The 15,294-nt window shown below is 59.0% G+C and carries 18 protein-coding genes; 8 read left to right on the forward strand and 10 right to left on the reverse strand.

The window, feature by feature from the left end; translation table 11 throughout:
• Positions 1-22: 22 nt before the first annotated feature.
• The 4 genes from AC1MEW_RS08545 to AC1MEW_RS08560 all read right to left on the reverse strand — a co-directional run bounded on the left by AC1MEW_RS08545 (position 23) and on the right by AC1MEW_RS08560 (position 3,341).
• Positions 23-964, reverse strand: coding sequence for a MerR family transcriptional regulator (locus AC1MEW_RS08545; protein ID WP_201206645.1), 942 nt, complete (start codon positions 962-964; stop codon positions 23-25).
• Entirely contained in the window at positions 965-1,924 is a 960-nt protein-coding gene (locus AC1MEW_RS08550) for a YbgA family protein (protein ID WP_480426040.1), read from the reverse strand.
• A gap of 218 nt (positions 1,925-2,142) precedes the next feature.
• A complete protein-coding gene (locus AC1MEW_RS08555) occupies positions 2,143-2,358 on the reverse strand; it encodes a TIGR02450 family Trp-rich protein (RefSeq protein WP_322269632.1) in 216 nt (71 codons plus the stop codon).
• On the reverse strand, positions 2,355-3,341 hold the full coding sequence (locus tag AC1MEW_RS08560; RefSeq protein ID WP_201206639.1) for an NAD(P)/FAD-dependent oxidoreductase: 987 nt from the start codon (positions 3,339-3,341) through the stop codon (positions 2,355-2,357). The genes AC1MEW_RS08555 and AC1MEW_RS08560 overlap by 4 nt, the downstream gene beginning before the upstream one ends.
• Positions 3,342-3,537: 196 nt before the next feature.
• Here AC1MEW_RS08560 and AC1MEW_RS08565 point away from each other — a divergent pair, with 196 nt between their 5' ends.
• Both AC1MEW_RS08565 and hemH read left to right on the forward strand, forming a co-directional pair.
• Positions 3,538-4,440 carry a TIGR01777 family oxidoreductase gene (locus AC1MEW_RS08565; protein ID WP_201206637.1) on the forward strand — a complete coding sequence of 301 codons (903 nt, stop codon included), beginning with the start codon at positions 3,538-3,540 and terminating at the stop codon, positions 4,438-4,440.
• 13 nt (positions 4,441-4,453) lie between these two features.
• On the forward strand, positions 4,454-5,479 hold the full coding sequence (gene hemH / locus AC1MEW_RS08570) for a ferrochelatase (RefSeq protein WP_480426043.1): 1,026 nt from the start codon (positions 4,454-4,456) through the stop codon (positions 5,477-5,479).
• 140 nt (positions 5,480-5,619) lie between these two features.
• Here the strand turns inward: hemH and AC1MEW_RS08575 are convergent, their stop codons facing one another.
• Both AC1MEW_RS08575 and upp read right to left on the reverse strand, forming a co-directional pair.
• Positions 5,620-6,894, reverse strand: coding sequence for a uracil-xanthine permease family protein (locus AC1MEW_RS08575; protein WP_201206633.1), 1,275 nt, complete (start codon positions 6,892-6,894; stop codon positions 5,620-5,622).
• A gap of 2 nt (positions 6,895-6,896) precedes the next feature.
• A complete protein-coding gene (gene upp / locus AC1MEW_RS08580) occupies positions 6,897-7,535 on the reverse strand; it encodes a uracil phosphoribosyltransferase (RefSeq protein ID WP_201193530.1) in 639 nt (212 codons plus the stop codon).
• Positions 7,536-7,711: 176 nt separating this feature from the next.
• Here upp and AC1MEW_RS08585 point away from each other — a divergent pair, with 176 nt between their 5' ends.
• From AC1MEW_RS08585 to AC1MEW_RS08595, 3 genes are all read left to right on the forward strand, one after another.
• Positions 7,712-8,269 (forward strand): hypoxanthine-guanine phosphoribosyltransferase, encoded by a 558-nt coding sequence (locus AC1MEW_RS08585; RefSeq protein ID WP_133840271.1) that lies wholly within the window; start codon positions 7,712-7,714, stop codon positions 8,267-8,269.
• Between the two features lie 178 nt (positions 8,270-8,447).
• The gene (locus AC1MEW_RS08590; protein ID WP_480426046.1) at positions 8,448-8,933 is read left to right on the forward strand and encodes a hypothetical protein; all 486 of its coding nucleotides are present in this window, start codon (positions 8,448-8,450) and stop codon (positions 8,931-8,933) included.
• A gap of 63 nt (positions 8,934-8,996) precedes the next feature.
• Positions 8,997-9,284, forward strand: a complete 288-nt coding sequence (locus AC1MEW_RS08595) for a PA4642 family protein (protein WP_092278109.1) — start codon at positions 8,997-8,999, stop codon at positions 9,282-9,284.
• Positions 9,285-9,360: 76 nt separating this feature from the next.
• On the opposite strand, the gene mqo is transcribed toward AC1MEW_RS08595, so the two are convergent.
• Both mqo and AC1MEW_RS08605 read right to left on the reverse strand, forming a co-directional pair.
• A complete protein-coding gene (gene mqo / locus AC1MEW_RS08600) occupies positions 9,361-10,869 on the reverse strand; it encodes a malate dehydrogenase (quinone) (RefSeq protein WP_201206629.1) in 1,509 nt (502 codons plus the stop codon).
• A 738-nt stretch (positions 10,870-11,607) separates the two neighbouring features.
• Positions 11,608-11,841 carry a hypothetical protein gene (locus tag AC1MEW_RS08605; RefSeq protein ID WP_480426049.1) on the reverse strand — a complete coding sequence of 78 codons (234 nt, stop codon included), beginning with the start codon at positions 11,839-11,841 and terminating at the stop codon, positions 11,608-11,610.
• Positions 11,842-12,045: 204 nt separating this feature from the next.
• Between AC1MEW_RS08605 and AC1MEW_RS08610 the strand changes: the two genes are divergently transcribed.
• On the forward strand, positions 12,046-12,630 hold the full coding sequence (locus AC1MEW_RS08610) for a YajG family lipoprotein (RefSeq protein ID WP_201206627.1): 585 nt from the start codon (positions 12,046-12,048) through the stop codon (positions 12,628-12,630).
• A 326-nt stretch (positions 12,631-12,956) separates the two neighbouring features.
• On the opposite strand, the gene AC1MEW_RS08615 is transcribed toward AC1MEW_RS08610, so the two are convergent.
• Positions 12,957-13,163: a hypothetical protein gene (locus AC1MEW_RS08615; protein ID WP_480426051.1), complete on the reverse strand. Its 207-nt coding sequence runs from the start codon at positions 13,161-13,163 to the stop codon at positions 12,957-12,959.
• 194 nt (positions 13,164-13,357) lie between these two features.
• On the opposite strand from AC1MEW_RS08615, the gene AC1MEW_RS08620 reads away from it, so the two are divergent.
• A complete protein-coding gene (locus tag AC1MEW_RS08620) occupies positions 13,358-13,642 on the forward strand; it encodes a hypothetical protein (RefSeq protein ID WP_201257039.1) in 285 nt (94 codons plus the stop codon).
• 163 nt (positions 13,643-13,805) lie between these two features.
• Here AC1MEW_RS08620 and AC1MEW_RS08625 read toward each other — a convergent pair whose 3' ends face one another.
• Positions 13,806-14,969: a 1-acyl-sn-glycerol-3-phosphate acyltransferase gene (locus AC1MEW_RS08625; protein ID WP_201257038.1), complete on the reverse strand. Its 1,164-nt coding sequence runs from the start codon at positions 14,967-14,969 to the stop codon at positions 13,806-13,808.
• 142 nt (positions 14,970-15,111) lie between these two features.
• Between AC1MEW_RS08625 and AC1MEW_RS08630 the strand changes: the two genes are divergently transcribed.
• Entirely contained in the window at positions 15,112-15,294 is a 183-nt protein-coding gene (locus AC1MEW_RS08630) for a CPXCG motif-containing cysteine-rich protein (RefSeq protein ID WP_201206620.1), read from the forward strand.

Consider the following 15,294-nt stretch of genomic DNA (forward strand, 5'->3'; position numbering starts at 1 on the left):
ACGATTCATTAAAAAAGCATCATTAAACAAGCCCACGCTGAACAAGATCCTGATGAGCCGACAAGGGATCTTCGGCCAGGAACAAATCAGCAATCTCGGTAGTTCTTACGGACAACTCGGCGTGGTGGATGCATACCGTTGGTCCGACAATCATTTTTGGGCAACTGACACCGTTCAAAAGTTTAGGCAGCTGCGCAAGGTTCATGGCTTTGCTGGAATACAGCAGTACGCCGCGGGCTTGCAGCTGTTCGACCGCCAGCGCGAGCTCCCCGGCCGGCAGTGGCCAGTCGAAGACTTCCACCGGGCAATCGGCGCTGCTGATCAGCCACGCGGTGAGCCACAGGTGAGGTTCCAGGGGCAGGTCCGAGTGATTGATCAACAGCAGCGGCGCGGCACGTAACTGACGGTTGTTATGGTAGATGCGCGCGCCGAATTTGCTGCGTAGCCAGGAATAAAAGAATACCCGCTCCATCTGTGCGCCGAACTGGCCTTGCCAGCGTTGCTCGAGTTCCGTCAGCAAGGGCATCAACAGTTGTTCGCACAAGGTCCGCGGCGGGTACAGCGCCATCGCTTGATTGATAGTGTCATCGAGGGTGCGTTCGGCCAGTTGCGTGACCGCTTGCAGCAGCGTGTGGCGTAGCAGGTGCCAATCGTTTTCGGCGCAATCGGTGAAGGCTTGCGGCGTATCGAGCAGTTGCTTGACCTGGCCGACGGCCACGCCGCGGTTGAGCCAGGTGAGGATCGTCAGGATTCGTTGAACGTGTTCGGCCGAGAACAACCGATGACCTTTTGGCGTGCGCTGCGGGACGATCAGGCCGTAGCGCCGTTCCCAGGCGCGCAGGGTGATGGCGTTGACGCCGGTCTGGCGCGCGACTTCACGAATCGGCAGCCAGCCATCGTCCAGGGCTTTTTTGAAGTCGGCGCCGAAGTCTTCGCTGGCGCTGGTGTCGGGTGTGTTGTTCATTTAGATCGCGTTTCGCAGGCTGAGGTTTTCCGGGTGCGGTTGCAGGTAAACCTGTTGCGCAATGTACGGGTCCGGGTGTTGGCGAAAGTAATGCTTGAGCAGCGTCAGCGGCACCACCAGCGGCACGATGCCGTGGCGATATTGGCCGATGACGTGTTGCACTTCCTGTTTGTCTTCAGCGCTGATGGCCTGTTTGAGGTAACCACTGATGTGTTGCAAGGCATTGCTGTGGGTGCGACGGGTGGCGCATTTTTTCAGCGCCTCCATCAGTTCGCTGAAATAGCGTGGGCCGAGTTCTTTCGGATCGGTCTGGCCCATGCTGCCCAGCAGGTTGCCCAGGGTTTTGTATTGGACCGGGTTGTGGGCCATCAGCAGGTATTTGTAGCGCGAGTGAAAATCGATGAGCGCGCGCCGGGTCAGGCCTTCTTGCAGTAATGACTGCCAGGCGCTGTAGGCGAAGACTCGGGTCAGGAAGTTTTCCCGCAACACCGGATCGTTGAGGCGACCGTCCTCTTCCACCGGCAGGTCCGGATGTTGTGCGCAGAACGCCTGGGCGTAGATGCCGCGACCACCGCCATCCACCGGTGCGCCGTTGGTGTGGTAAACCTTGACCCGCAACAGCCCGCAGGAAGGCGATTTCTGCATGAAGATGTAGCCGCAGATGTCGCCCAGTTCGACTGCCATTTTCTGGCCGTACTCGGCGAGCGGCTGAGTGACGTTAATCTCATGATGAATCGTGCCGACGGCTTCAGGATGTTCGGGATCGCCCACCAGGCGGATCGGCTCGCGGGGAATGCCCAGGCCGATGGCGACCTCCGGGCAGACCGGGACGAAATCAAAGTAGTCCGAAAGGGTGCGACTGCACAGCCGCGATTCCTTGTGCCCGCCATTGAAGCGCACCTCGGCACCCATCAGGCAGGCGCTGATCGCGATTTTCGGTTTGGCGGGGGCGATGGACATCGAAGCACCTCGAATCTAAACCTGTACAGCGCATTGGCGTTGTACAACATAATCTTCATCATAGATTCGAAGCTGTACAAGTCAAATTATTTGTATAGGTTTTTGAAGTGCTCGCGATTCCCATGTGGGAGCGGGCTTGCTCGCGAATGCGATGAGTCAGTCAACACATGTGCGGCTGACCCACCGCATTCGCGAGCAAGCCCGCTCCCACAGGGGATCTACTTCCAGCCCAATTGCCAGGTGTTGCTGTCTTTCAGGGTTTGCCAATCCAACCGCTCACTACGCTGAGTCAACACTGCCTGCAACTCGACTTCCAGCACCGTACCTTCCTCATCCCGGAACAACTCGGTCACCAGAAAATGTTTTTCGCGGTTTTGCGGCTGGGCTGCTGTCCATTTCGACAGCCGCAATTTGCTTGGATTGATGCGGTTCACTGCAAGTGCTCGTGCAAACGGCGGGCAGCTTCCTGGCCGCTGAGCCAGGCGCCTTCGACGCGTCCGGACAAGCACCAGTCGCCACACACGTACAGGCCCAGATCGGCGTCCGCCAACACGCCCCATTCATGACTGTTGGCGGGACGGGCGTAGAGCCAGCGATGGGCGAGGCTGAAGGTCGGTGCGGGCATCGCGCTGTGCAGCAGTTCGGCGAAAGCTCCATGCAGTTGCTCGATCACCGCTTCCTTCGGCAGGTCGATGTGTTGCCGGCTCCAGGCGCTGGTGGCGTGCAATACCCAAGTGTCCATGGTGTTGTCGCGCCCGGGTTTACTGCGGTTGCGCGCGAGCCAGTCGAGGGGGCTGTCCTGCACGAAGCAGCCTTCCATGGGCGTATCCAGCGGTTTGTCGAAGGCCAGGGCGATGGCCCAGGTCGGGTCCATTTTTACCCCGGCAGCGGCCCCCGCGAGTTTCGGCGCAGCGGCCAGCAGCGCGGTCGCCTGAGGCGCCGGCGTTGCAATCACCACATGGCTGAATGGTCCATGGGTGAAGCCTTCCGCGTCCTGTAGATGCCAGTGCTCTTCACCGCGATAGACTTCGGTGATCCGGCAGGCGAAGTGCACCTCCAGGTCCCCGAGCAGCGCGCGGGTGATAGCGCTCATTCGCGGCGTGCCGACCCAGCGCGTCTGTTCGTCCGGCGACAGGTTGAGCTGGCCGCCCTGAAACGTATAGAGCAGTGGCGTCCATTCGGCGACCCAGCCATTGGCTTGCCAACGCTGGACCTCGGTGACGAAGCGGCGGTCGCGGGCAGTGAAATATTGCGCGCCCATGTCCAGAGCCCCCGCGTCACTGCGCTTGCTCGACATGCGTCCGCCGCTGCCACGGCTTTTATCGAAAAGTTGAACGACATGCCCGGCCTCCGTTAGGGCCTGGGCGGCTGACAGTCCGGCGATGCCGGTGCCGATGATTGCGATAGGTACAGTCATAGGGGCCTCGTTTACCTTTCTGTACAGACTACGCCGTGGTTTAAACCTGTACAATATTGTTTTTTGGTATAACTTTTAGCGTTCTCGTTCTGACAGCTTGGCCTATTGTTAAACACAGACACTGCCCGATACCAAAGATCCCTGCATATAAAAATAGACTAGTGATCAAGGTAAAACGCCACGCGAGGAAGAAGTCATGCACATATTGCTGACCGGCGGTACTGGTTTGATAGGACGTCAGCTCTGCCAACACTGGTCGAGCCAGGGACATCGCCTCACGGTCTGGAGTCGCACGCCTGAAAAAGTGGCGAAAATATGTGGCGCTCAGGTGCGAGGCATTGCCCGTCTCGAAGACCTTGGCGAGGAACCGGTGGATGCCGTTATCAACTTGGCGGGTGCCCCCATTGCCGATCGCTTGTGGACTGGCCGGCGCAAAGCGCTGCTCTGGAGTAGTCGGATTACCCTGACCGAAACGTTGCTGGCCTGGTTCGAAAGCCGTGAGCAAAAACCGCAGGTGCTGATTTCCGGCTCCGCGGTTGGCTGGTATGGCGATGGTGGCGAGCGCGAGTTGACTGAGAACTCGCCGCCGGTGATCGATGATTTCGCCAGCCAATTGAGCATCGCCTGGGAGGAGACGGCCCTGCGTGCCGAGGCTTTGGGCATTCGGGTAATTTTGCTTCGCACCGGGCTGGTGCTATCCGCCGAGGGCGGCTTTTTGTCGCGGCTGTTGCTGCCATTCAAACTGGGGCTGGGCGGGCCGATTGGCAGTGGTCGGCAGTGGATGCCGTGGGTTCATATCAAGGATCAAATCGCCCTGATTGATTTTCTTCTGCATCGCAACGACGCCAGCGGTCCCTATAATGCCTGCGCGCCAAAACCGGTGCGCAATCGTGAATTTGCCAAGACGCTGGGCGCCGTGTTGCACCGCCCGGCGTTCATGCCCATGCCGGCCCTGGCGTTGAGGGTGGCCCTGGGCGAGTTGTCATTGCTGTTGCTGGGTGGCCAGAAAGCCATGCCGGCGCGCTTGCTGGAAGCGGGTTTCACTTTCCAGTTCACTGATTTACGCGCGGCCCTGGACGATCTCTCCAGCCGCCTTTGAAATAGGATGTTGCATGACCGATCACGCGTTGCTTCTGGTCAACCTGGGCTCACCGGCCTCCACCTCGGTGGCGGATGTGCGCAGTTACCTCAATCAATTTCTGATGGACCCGTATGTGATCGACCTGCCGTGGCCGGTACGACGCTTGCTGGTGTCGCTGATCCTATTCAAGCGCCCGGAACAGTCGGCCCACGCCTACGCCTCGATCTGGTGGGAGGAGGGCTCGCCGCTGGTGGTGCTCAGCAAACGTCTGCAACAGGCCATGACCGCCCAATGGACTCACGGCCCGGTGGAGTTGGCGATGCGTTACGGCGAGCCGTCGATTGAGTCGACACTGGTGCGCCTGGCCGCCCAGGGCCACAAGCGAATTACCCTCGCGCCGCTTTATCCACAGTTCGCCGACAGCACCGTGACCACGGTGATCGAGGAAGCCAAACGTGTCGTGCGCGAGAAAAGGCTCGACGTGCAGTTCTCGATTCTCCAGCCGTTCTACGATCAGCCGGAATACCTCGATGCGCTGGTGGCCAGTGCCAAGCCCTATCTGGAGCAAGATCACGATCACCTGCTGCTCAGCTTTCATGGTTTGCCGGAACGGCACCTGACCAAGCTTGATCCGAGCGGCCAGCATTGCTTCAAAAACGAAGACTGCTGCAAGAATGCATCGCCGGCCGTATTGGCGACGTGCTACCGAGCCCAGTGCCTGCGCACCGCGTCCGAGTTTGCCAAGCGCCTGGGTTTGGCCGATGGCAAGTGGTCGGTGTCATTCCAGTCGCGATTGGGCCGGGCGAAGTGGATCGAACCCTACACCGAAGCACGCCTCGATGAATTGGCCAAAAGCGGCGTGAAGAAGATTCTGGTGATGTGCCCGGCGTTTGTTGCCGATTGCATCGAGACGCTTGAGGAAATCGGGGATCGCGGGTTGGAACAGTTCCGCGCAGCGGGAGGAGAGGAGTTGGTGCTGGTGCCGTGTCTTAACGATGATCCGCAGTGGGCGCGGGCGTTGAACATGTTGTGCGAGCGGGCACCGATAGCCCTGTAAGCACACAAACTGTGGCGAGGGAGCTTGCTCCCGCTGGGCCGCGAAGCAGCCCCAAAATTATCGCAGCCGATGAAGATTTTGTGAGTGCTGCGCACTCAAGCGGGAGCAAGCTCCCTCGCCACAGGGTGATGCGTCAACTTTTACAACAACGGATCATCCGCCTTCTTGTGCTTCCAGCTGTCATTGCCCGGCAGCAACAGGTTCAGCGCAATCGCCACCACCGCACACAGTGCGATGCCTTTGAGGCCGAAGTCGTCTGGCCCTGTGCCGGTGCCGATCAGCACGCCGCCAATCCCGAACACCAGGGTCACCGAGACAATCACCAGATTGCGCGCCTCGCTCAGGTCGATCTTGTGGCGAATCAGCGTGTTCATGCCCACCGCCGCAATTGAGCCGAACAACAGGCACAGAATCCCGCCCATCACCGGCACCGGAATGCTTTGCAACAGCGCGCCGAACTTGCCGACAAACGCCAGGCTGATGGCAAAGATCGCCGCCCAGGTCATGATTTTCGGGTTGTAGTTCTTGGTCAGCATCACCGCGCCAGTCACTTCGGCGTAGGTGGTGTTGGGTGGGCCGCCGAACAGACCGGCTGCGGTGGTGGCAATGCCATCGCCGAGCAGGGTGCGGTGCAGGCCCGGCTTCTTCAGGTAATCGCGACCGGTCACGCTACCGACCGCAATCACGCCACCGATGTGCTCGATGGCCGGGGCCAAGGCTACCGGGACGATGAACAGAATCGCCTGCCAGTTGAATTCCGGCGCCGTGAAGTGCGGGATCGCAAACCATGGGGCGGCGGCAATCTTCGCGGTGTCGACCACGCCGAAGTAGAACGCCATGGCAAAACCTACCAACACGCCGGAGATGATCGGCACCAGGCGGAAAATGCCTTTGCCGAACACTGCGACGATCAGGGTGGTCAGCAGCGCCGGCATCGAGATCAGCATCGCGGTCTGGTAATGAATCAGCTCGGAACCGTCGCCAGCCTTGCCCATCGCCATGTTGGCGGCAATCGGCGCCATGGCCAGGCCGATGGAGATGATCACCGGACCAATCACCACCGGTGGCAGCAACCGGTCAATGAACCCGGTGCCTTTGATCTTCACGGCCAGGCCGAGAAAGGTGTAGACGAAACCCGCCGCCATTACACCGCCCATGGTCGCTGCGAGGCCGAACTGGCCCTTGGCGAGGATGATCGGGGTAATGAAGGCAAAACTCGACGCCAGAAACACCGGCACCTGACGCCCGGTGACGATCTGGAACAAAATCGTCCCCAGACCTGCGGTGAACAGCGCCACATTCGGGTCGAGGCCGGTAATCAGCGGCATCAACACCAGGGCGCCGAACGCCACGAACAGCATCTGTGCACCCGACAGCACTGTGCGCCAGAGCGGATCGTTGAACTCTTCCTGCATGCTCAAGCGTCCTTCTGCTTGGTGCCGAAGATTTTGTCACCGGCATCGCCCAGGCCCGGGATGATGTAACCGTGCTCGTTGAGTTTTTCGTCGATGGAGGCGGTGTAGATCATCACGTCCGGGTGAGCTTTCCCGACGGCGGCGATGCCTTCAGGTGCCGCTACCAGCACCATGGCGCGGATGTCCCGGCAACCGGCCTTTTTCAGCAGGTCGATGGTGGCGACCATGGAGCTGCCGGTGGCGAGCATCGGGTCGATGATCATCGCCAGGCGTTCGTTGATTTCCGGAACGAGTTTTTCCAGGTAGGTGTGAGCTTGCAGAGTTTGTTCGTTACGGGCCACGCCTACAGCGCTGACTTTGGCGCCCGGGATCAGGCTCAGCACGCCTTCGAGCATGCCGATACCGGCGCGCAGGATCGGCACCACGGTAATTTTCTTGCCGGCGATTTTCTCCACCGACACAGTGCCGCACCAACCTTCGATATCGTAGGTTTCCAGCGGCAGGTCTTTGGTGGCTTCGTAGGTCAGCAGGGCACCGACTTCCTGAGCGAGCTCACGGAAATTCTTCGTGCTAATGTCTGCGCGGCGCATAAGGCCAAGTTTATGACGGATCAGCGGATGGCGGATCTCTTGGATGGGCATGGGGAAAGGCTCCGGCGGCGGGCAAAAAAACCGGCCTAGATTAATCTATCCGAGGGTGTTGTCCTATAGACATAAGGTACGTTAGTCCACAAACGCTTGATCTGGCCTCGCTTGATGCGTACCTTTGCCCGCTTTTCCTGAATCCGTCCCTCCCTTTACCCCCCCTGGAGAGCGCCATGCCTGCTGATCTCGAGCATATCCGTCAAATCATGCGAGAGGCTGACTGCCTGTACACCGAAGCTGAAGTCGAGGCGGCCATCGCCCGTGTCGGTGCACACATCAACGAACAGCTGGCTGATACCAACCCGGTGGTGTTCTGTGTAATGAACGGCGGCCTGATTTTCGCCGGCAAGCTGCTGACCCATTTGCACTTCCCGCTGGAAGCGTCTTACCTGCACGCCACCCGTTATCGCAACGAAACCAGCGGCGGCGACCTGTTCTGGAAAGCCAAGCCGGAAGTTTCGTTCCTGGACCGTGACGTGCTGATCATCGACGACATCCTCGATGAAGGTCACACCCTGGGCGCGATCATCGACTACTGCAAACACGCCGGCGCTCGCGCTGTGCACACTGCCGTATTGATCGACAAAGACCACGACCGCAAGGCTCGCCCGGACCTCAAAGCCGATTTCGTCGGCCTGCCGTGCATCGACCGTTACATCTTCGGTTACGGCATGGACTACAAAGGCTACTGGCGTAACGCCAACGGGATTTTTGCCGTTAAAGGCATGTAACTCCCGGCACCAATCCCTTGTAGGAGCGGGCTTGCTCGCGAAAGCGTCGGCACATTCAACATCAATGTGTCAGTAAGACCGCTTTCGCGAGCAAGCCCGCTCCCACAATGGTTCTGTGTTCTGCATCCACCGTTGTACACCCATGCTAGAGTGCTCGGCCTCGCCTCCGGAGCCCGTCATGAGTCTTTTGATCCGCAGCTGCGCCGTCCTGTTGCTGACCCTCAGTCTGCCCTTGGCCGCTGCCCCGGCGCCGATGCATGCACAGTTTTTGCCGCCGGACGACCTGACCCTGCGTGACGCTGAACCGGAGCAACAGCAACTGTTGCAGGTCACCGAGTATTCGGTGGTGGTGGGTAGCCAGCGCCAGTCCACCCAACAGCCGATTCCGGTCACGTCACCACTGCTGATCCGCCTCAAGGGCAAATCCTTGAACAAGGGCGCGAGCATCAATCAGGTGCTGGTCAACTTCGATGGTGAAAGCAAAAGCCAGAAAAAGCCGATCTACGACGAAAAAAGTAAAACCCTGACGCTCTACTACCCGCTGGCCCAATACCGGGTGGTGATCGATCTGCTGCGCAACGACACGGTGTATTGCCAGTTCCTCAGCTACGCCAACGGCCATGTCTGGGCCGATCTGCACACCGGCAGCGTTCGTTCGCGTTGAGCCCGGCGTCAAACGAGGGGTAAACTGCCCGCCCCGTGAAATGTCTGCGAGCTGGAGTCGGCAATGCGTAAAGATAAGAAGCAAGTGATTGGTGACGAGATCGGCGATGAGCAGATCAAACTGTTCCTCGATTTTGAACCGGTCGACGCCACTTCCCCGTCCCTGCACAAACTGATCAAGGCTTATCGCGGCCTGCGCATCGACGACTTCGAGCGTTTCCTGACGTTTTTCGTCGAGGCCGGGTTTGATCTGGACGGCAAAGATGAGCACGGCAATGATTTCGTCGCGGTGATCAAGGATCAGCGCAATGCGGCCGAGTACATCGAATTGATCGCCAAGGCTCGCGGTTAAGATCAAAAGCCAAGATCAGCGGCATAAAAAAACGCCCCGCTCTCAATGAGAACGGGGCGTTTTTTATGGGACCGAATCAAGCGTAGCTTTCGGTCTCGTTACTGGCTTCAACCAGTTCCAGCGCGACGTTGTTGTGCGCGTTGATCTTGCGATACAGCGCCGCGTCGGTTTCCAGGACCTTTTCCCGAGCCGGGAAGATTTCCGCCAGTTTGGCAGCCCACTCACCGGACGCTTTGTTCGGGAAGCACTTCTCGATCAGTTCCAGCATGATCGAAACGGTCACCGAAGCGCCTGGCGAAGCGCCGAGCAGGGCAGCAAGAGAACCGTCCTTGGCCGCGACCAGTTCGGTGCCGAACTGCAGAACGCCGCCCTTTTTCGGGTCTTTCTTGATGATCTGCACCCGTTGGCCGGCCACTTCCAGGCGCCAGTCTTCGGCTTTCGCTTCAGGGTAGAAGCGGCGCAGGGATTCCAGACGCTGTTCCATCGATTGCATCACTTCGCTGACCAGATACTTGGTCAGGTCCATGTTGTTTTTCGCCACGGCCAGCATCGGGCCGATGTTGCCGGCGCGTACCGACATCGGCAGATCCATGAAAGAACCATGCTTGAGGAACTTGGTGGTGAAACCGGCGTATGGCCCGAACAGCAGGGACTTCTTGCCATCGACCACGCGAGTGTCCAGGTGCGGCACGGACATCGGTGGCGAACCGACCGCTGCCTGGCTGTAGACCTTGGCCTGGTGATGCTTGACCACTTCAGGGTTGTCGCAACGCAGCCACTGGCCACTGATCGGGAAGCCGCCGAAGCCTTTGCTTTCTTCGATGCCCGACGCCTGCAACAGCGGCAATGCCGCACCGCCAGCGCCGAGGAAGACGAATTTGGCGTCGACTTCACGGGTGTTGCCGCTGTTGACGTCCTTGATACTGACGGTCCAGCCATTGGCGTTACGCTTGAGGCCAGTCACACGCTTGCAGTACTTGACCTGGGCATCGGGTGCGCTGGTCAGGTGCTTGAGCAGTTGATTGGTCAGCGCGCCAAAGTTGACGTCGGTGCCGTTCATCACGCGGGTGGCCGCGAGGACTTCGTCGGCCGGACGGCCCGGCATCATCAACGGCATCCATTCGGCCATCTTGGCCTTGTCTTCGGTGTATTCCATGTCGGCGAAGGCGTGGTGCTTGCTCAGCACGTTGAAGCGATCCTTGAGGAAGGACACGCCGCTGTCGCCTTGCACGAAGCTCAGGTGCGGCACCGGGCTGATGAAGGATTTGCACGAGCCGAAGGTGCCTTTTTTGGTCAGGTACGACCAGAACTGCTTCGACACCTCGAACTGGGTGTTGATGTGCACGGCTTTCTTGATGTCGACGGTGCCGTCGGCGGCCTGAGGCGTGTAGTTGAGCTCACACAGCCCGGCGTGACCGGTACCGGCGTTGTTCCATGGGTTGGAACTCTCCGCAGCACCGGAATCCATTAGCTCGACGACTTCCAGCTTGATCGCGGGGTCGAGCTCTTTGAGCAGTACAGCGAGGGTGGCACTCATGATGCCGGCCCCAACGAGTACTACGTCGACTGCTTCGTTATGCGCCATTTAACGCGTCTCCAAAATCTGCAGCACCAAATTGTCGGCATAGCTGCCAGGAGTGACGGGGCGTGTCAGTGATGCCCCAGGTACCCATGGCCAGGATCGCCATGTCCGAATCTTCGCAATTTTTCGCAACTTCGACGGACGCTACCGGCCGGGCCTATGAATCACATGAACTCATTTCAGCGCGCGACTGGCAATTCGACTTATGGTCGAGACATCCGTTTGTGCAACCAAATCCGTAGCGGACAGGCTTCAGGCTCCGGTGTTCGAGGAGTACTCGGTCCTGTGTCGTTGGGCTGTTTCAGACGCTAATGGTGCATGTTCAGACGCAAAACTATTCATTTGCTCGCCACACTCTTGTGAAGTTGTGAAAACCCGTTTTTTTCACGCTCTTTTGAAGACGTGAACCTCAAAAAAGGGCTGTCCCAGCCTGGCACCGTGCCCGGATGGATTGCCGCCATGGAATACATGACAGGCAAAACGGGCAAACAGCTCAGTAACCGAGCGTAATGACAGCTCTGCAGATTCGCGAAAAGTGGGGTTTTTGCTCAGGGAACAGCAAGCGCGCCAGCTTCACTCGATCTGTGTGGGCGGCTCTCTGTGGGCGGTGCGGGGTGTCAATACCGAGGCATTAACGATGCTGCGAGGCCCGATCAGGAGACGTCCTTATAATCGGGGTGAGATTGTATCTAAGAAACGCAGGGAAATGGACGTGTTTAATGACTTTTATTAGGCGTCTGGTCAGGTGGTCAACAGCTGTTGAGCGCGTGCGCGTGACTGGCGCTGGCTGATGCGGGCGCTGGCGGGCAGGGGATGGTGCAGCCAGTTGAGGCGGATTTCTTCAATTTCGACCCAGCCATCGCCCATGGGCTGGAGGCTGCACTGCTTGAAAGCCTGGCAGTGGCCGTTGCGGTCGAGCAGGGCAAAGCTGCGGTGCAATGGGCGTGGTGCGAACAGCGAGATCAGATAACGCATGGCAAAGTACCTTGTGGGGGCTGCTGTGAAGCATGCCCGCGAGCCGTGACGTGCAAGTGTAAGGACGGTGACATATTTGTGACAGGAGCCGCGGTCTGAAGGGTTCGTCAGAGATTTCAGTAATGTTTGTAGTCCCCTAGTTCGTCGCAGGCGCCCACCGCTATACTGCGGGCACTGTTAGTGCCTGATTCTGGAGAGAAGAGCATGTTGCAACGCCTGTTGTTCGGTTTGATCACTGTGACCAGTTTGACCCTGGTTGGCTGCGCCCACAGCCCGCAACAACTGAGCCCGGAACCGAAGCTGACCACTCAGCTGGCGCCGGTTGGCCATGGCCAGCAGGTTGTGGTGCGTGTGGTGGATGGCCGTCCGTCGCCAACCCTGGGAACCCGTGGCGGTCTGTACCCTGAGACCAGCGCGATCACCGTGCAGGGCGCGCAGATTCTGCCGAAGCTGCAAGCCCAGGCTGAAGCCGCCGTGCGTTTGCTGGGTTTCACCCCGGTGTCCAACGGCATGAACGCGCCGCAGTTGACCGTGACCCTGGCGGAGCTGAGTTATCAGTCGCCTAAAGAAGGCATGTATGTGACTGAAGCGACCATCGGCGCGACCTTCCGCTCTGATGTGCAGAACGCCAACCGTCGTTACAGCGGCCGTTACGGTGCTTCCCTGGATCAGCGTTTCGGTATGGCGCCGAACCAGGAAACCAACACCAAACTGGTCAGCGATGTGTTGAGCGACGCGCTGACGCGCCTGTTCAAGGACCCGACCGTGGGTCAGATGCTCGGCGAATAACCTTTCGCGAGATTCAAAAAAAGCCCGGTGCCAGTGATGGTTCCGGGCTTTTTTGTGTCTGCGATTTTTTGTGGGTGACGCCGACCCAATGTAGGAGCGGGCTTGCTCGCGAAGAGGGTGTGTCAGTCAACATCAATGCAGCTGACCCACCGCTTTCGCGAGCAAGCCCGCTCCCACATGGGATTGGCGGAGGCCACATAATGACCGATCAACTCTGAACCCTGTAGGAGCGAGGCTTGCCCGCGAAGGGACCGAACATTCAACATTAGTGTCGACTGACACACCGCTTTCGCGGGCAAGCCTCGCTCCTACATGGATCTAAAGCATCACGCTGCTTCGGAGTAAAAATCCAGCACACTCACGCCGGTCAGCATATCCGTCTCCGGCAGATCCGCATGTTGATGCCCGCCCAATGCGCAATACACCAGCCAGTGGCGGTCCTGGACATTGAAGGCAAGGCTGCCAACGAGATTCTGCTGTTCGTCGCTTTGGGCGATGAGGTAGAGGCGGTCCTGGTTTTCGGCGTGCAGCATGTTGAACTCTGTGTGGGTTTCGAGGGGCGCCAGACTGGCGCATTCAGATGACGATGCTGTGACGCCGGACAGGTATCGGCCAAGTGGTGCGTTATTTGTCGCAAAGGTGAGGGCAGGCGGGCAGGCTTTCGGTAGAATCCACGCCGCAGTCGTCGGTCCGGCGCCTGCCACCCTGGTTCTGCCCGAGGTCCGTGATGTCGTTGCATTTGATTTCGCTGTTTACCAACCATCCCGCCAAATTGATCAACTTGCTGGCCTTGCTGCTCGCCTTCCCGGGCAGTTGGTTGTTGCACGCCACTCGTCGCCGTGAACAGCGCGCGTTGGCCGTTCTTGAGGCAGCCACCCAGAACCGCCGCGTCGATGACTCGATGTTGATGCTGGATGGCGCCACCCAGCGCATGAACCGGTTTTTCTATCGATTCGGCTTCGCTTGCCTGGGCGTGGCGCTAGTGGTGTCGTGGATCAGCACACGGTTTTAAGCTGCTGACTCAAAACCCTGTGAACAGTGGAGCTTGCCTGTGGTGAGGGGGCTTGCCCCCGTTGGGTTGCGAAGCGACCCCTAAATCTTACGACTGCTGCGCAGCCGAACGGGGGCAAGCCCCCTCGCCACAGGGGCGCCGTTGTCGTATCGGGTCAAACCGCTTAAAGCGTCAGCCCGGCCTTCACCCGATACTGATTCCTCACCGGCGTCGCATATTGCAGCACCATGAACGGCCGATGCTCCTCAGGGCAGGCTTCCAGGCGTCGCTGCCATTCTTCCTGAGCCTTGGCCAGTTCATCCGCCGCAAACACTTCGGTCGCTTTCGGCACCTGCAGTTGCGGATCCGCGTCCTTCCACATGGCGTACGCCAGGTAGTGCACCGGGAACAACCGGTAGCCGCCGAGGATCTGCCGGTCCATCTCGATCGCCAATTGCTTGGTGTCATCGAACAGCTCGGTGATCGGCGTGGCAAAGTTCACGTGGACTCGGCCCTTGTAGCCGGTGATGCCCTTGGCGATGCTCACGTCGTCCTCGCCCGGCACTTTGGTGTAACTGCCGGTGGTCGCGCGGATAAACAGCTCGCGGGCCTTGGCCTGGTCGCACGGGTCGTATTCGTAGCTGATCGACACCGGGGTGACGTTCAGCGACTGAATGACCTCGCCGAACGGCTCGTCCTTGCGGCTCATGTGGAACATCTTGAGGATCGCCGACTCGGTACGGTCGTCGCCGTCCTTGGCCCGGCCTTCGGCCTGGGCGATCCAGATCGAGGCGCAGTCTTTGCGGATCGAGTGGTTGATGTAGGCCGACAGCAGCTGATAAGCGGCCATCTTCTCGCGGCGACCGGTGATCGAACGGTGCACGATGAAGCTCTTGTTCAGGCGCATCAAATCGCTGACGAAGGGCTTTTGCAGCAGATTGTCGCCAATGGCAATGCGCGGGGTCGGCAGGCCAGCGTGGTACACGGCATAGTTGACGAAGGCCGGGTCCATCACGATGTCGCGGTGGTTGGCGATGAACAGGTAAGCGCTGCCAGATTTGAACTGCTCGACGCCGGTGTAAGTCACGCCGTCGGTGGCGCGTTCGATGGTGTGGTCGACATAAACTTCGACTTTGTCCTGCAATGTGGCCACCGAATTGACGCCGGCGAACTCACGGCGCAGCCGATGAGCTATAAGAGGTTTGAGCATCCAGCCGAAAGCACCGGCGTAACGCGGGAAGCGGAAGTGGATGAGAATATCTAGAAGCGCCTTGTCGCCGAGCAGCCGTGCCAGCACCGCTGGGACTTCGCTGTCGTCGTAAGGTCGGATGGCATCGAATTCGCCCATCATGCTCTCTTGTTAGAAACGGCTAGGGTAAGTAAAGGTTTTGATCGAAAACCAACGGGGCACGGTCTGAAAAGTTAGCCAGACAAAAATAGCCCTGCAAATAGACCGGCGATTATACGCACAAGTCACTTGGGAGACCGCGATGCTGGAAAGCGCAGTGTATGAATGTCCGTATTGTGGTGAGGAGGTTGAGACTTCCGTGGATCTGTCGGGTGGTGATCAGACCTACATCGAGGACTGTCAGGTGTGTTGTAAGCCGATCAAGTTTGTATTGCAGGTTGACGGAGAGGAATGGCACCTCGAAGTCTTCAGCGAAAACGAGTGA

The sequence above is a fragment of the Pseudomonas sp. ASL4 genome (assembly GCF_056680395.1).

Coding starts and splice junctions, on each gene's coding strand:
- AC1MEW_RS08545 (WP_201206645.1), bottom strand. CDS start 964: ATGAACAACACACCCGACACCAGCGCCAGCGAAGACTTCGGCGCCGAC.
- AC1MEW_RS08550 (WP_480426040.1), bottom strand. CDS start 1,924: ATGTCCATCGCCCCCGCCAAACCGAAAATCGCGATCAGCGCCTGCCTG.
- AC1MEW_RS08560 (WP_201206639.1), bottom strand. CDS start 3,341: ATGACTGTACCTATCGCAATCATCGGCACCGGCATCGCCGGACTGTCA.
- AC1MEW_RS08565 (WP_201206637.1), top strand. CDS start 3,538: ATGCACATATTGCTGACCGGCGGTACTGGTTTGATAGGACGTCAGCTC.
- hemH (WP_480426043.1), top strand. CDS start 4,454: ATGACCGATCACGCGTTGCTTCTGGTCAACCTGGGCTCACCGGCCTCC.
- AC1MEW_RS08575 (WP_201206633.1), bottom strand. CDS start 6,894: ATGCAGGAAGAGTTCAACGATCCGCTCTGGCGCACAGTGCTGTCGGGT.
- upp (WP_201193530.1), bottom strand. CDS start 7,535: ATGCCCATCCAAGAGATCCGCCATCCGCTGATCCGTCATAAACTTGGC.
- AC1MEW_RS08585 (WP_133840271.1), top strand. CDS start 7,712: ATGCCTGCTGATCTCGAGCATATCCGTCAAATCATGCGAGAGGCTGAC.
- AC1MEW_RS08590 (WP_480426046.1), top strand. CDS start 8,448: ATGAGTCTTTTGATCCGCAGCTGCGCCGTCCTGTTGCTGACCCTCAGT.
- AC1MEW_RS08595 (WP_092278109.1), top strand. CDS start 8,997: ATGCGTAAAGATAAGAAGCAAGTGATTGGTGACGAGATCGGCGATGAG.
- mqo (WP_201206629.1), bottom strand. CDS start 10,869: ATGGCGCATAACGAAGCAGTCGACGTAGTACTCGTTGGGGCCGGCATC.
- AC1MEW_RS08605 (WP_480426049.1), bottom strand. CDS start 11,841: ATGCGTTATCTGATCTCGCTGTTCGCACCACGCCCATTGCACCGCAGC.
- AC1MEW_RS08610 (WP_201206627.1), top strand. CDS start 12,046: ATGTTGCAACGCCTGTTGTTCGGTTTGATCACTGTGACCAGTTTGACC.
- AC1MEW_RS08615 (WP_480426051.1), bottom strand. CDS start 13,163: ATGCTGCACGCCGAAAACCAGGACCGCCTCTACCTCATCGCCCAAAGC.
- AC1MEW_RS08620 (WP_201257039.1), top strand. CDS start 13,358: ATGTCGTTGCATTTGATTTCGCTGTTTACCAACCATCCCGCCAAATTG.
- AC1MEW_RS08625 (WP_201257038.1), bottom strand. CDS start 14,969: ATGGGCGAATTCGATGCCATCCGACCTTACGACGACAGCGAAGTCCCA.
- AC1MEW_RS08630 (WP_201206620.1), top strand. CDS start 15,112: ATGCTGGAAAGCGCAGTGTATGAATGTCCGTATTGTGGTGAGGAGGTT.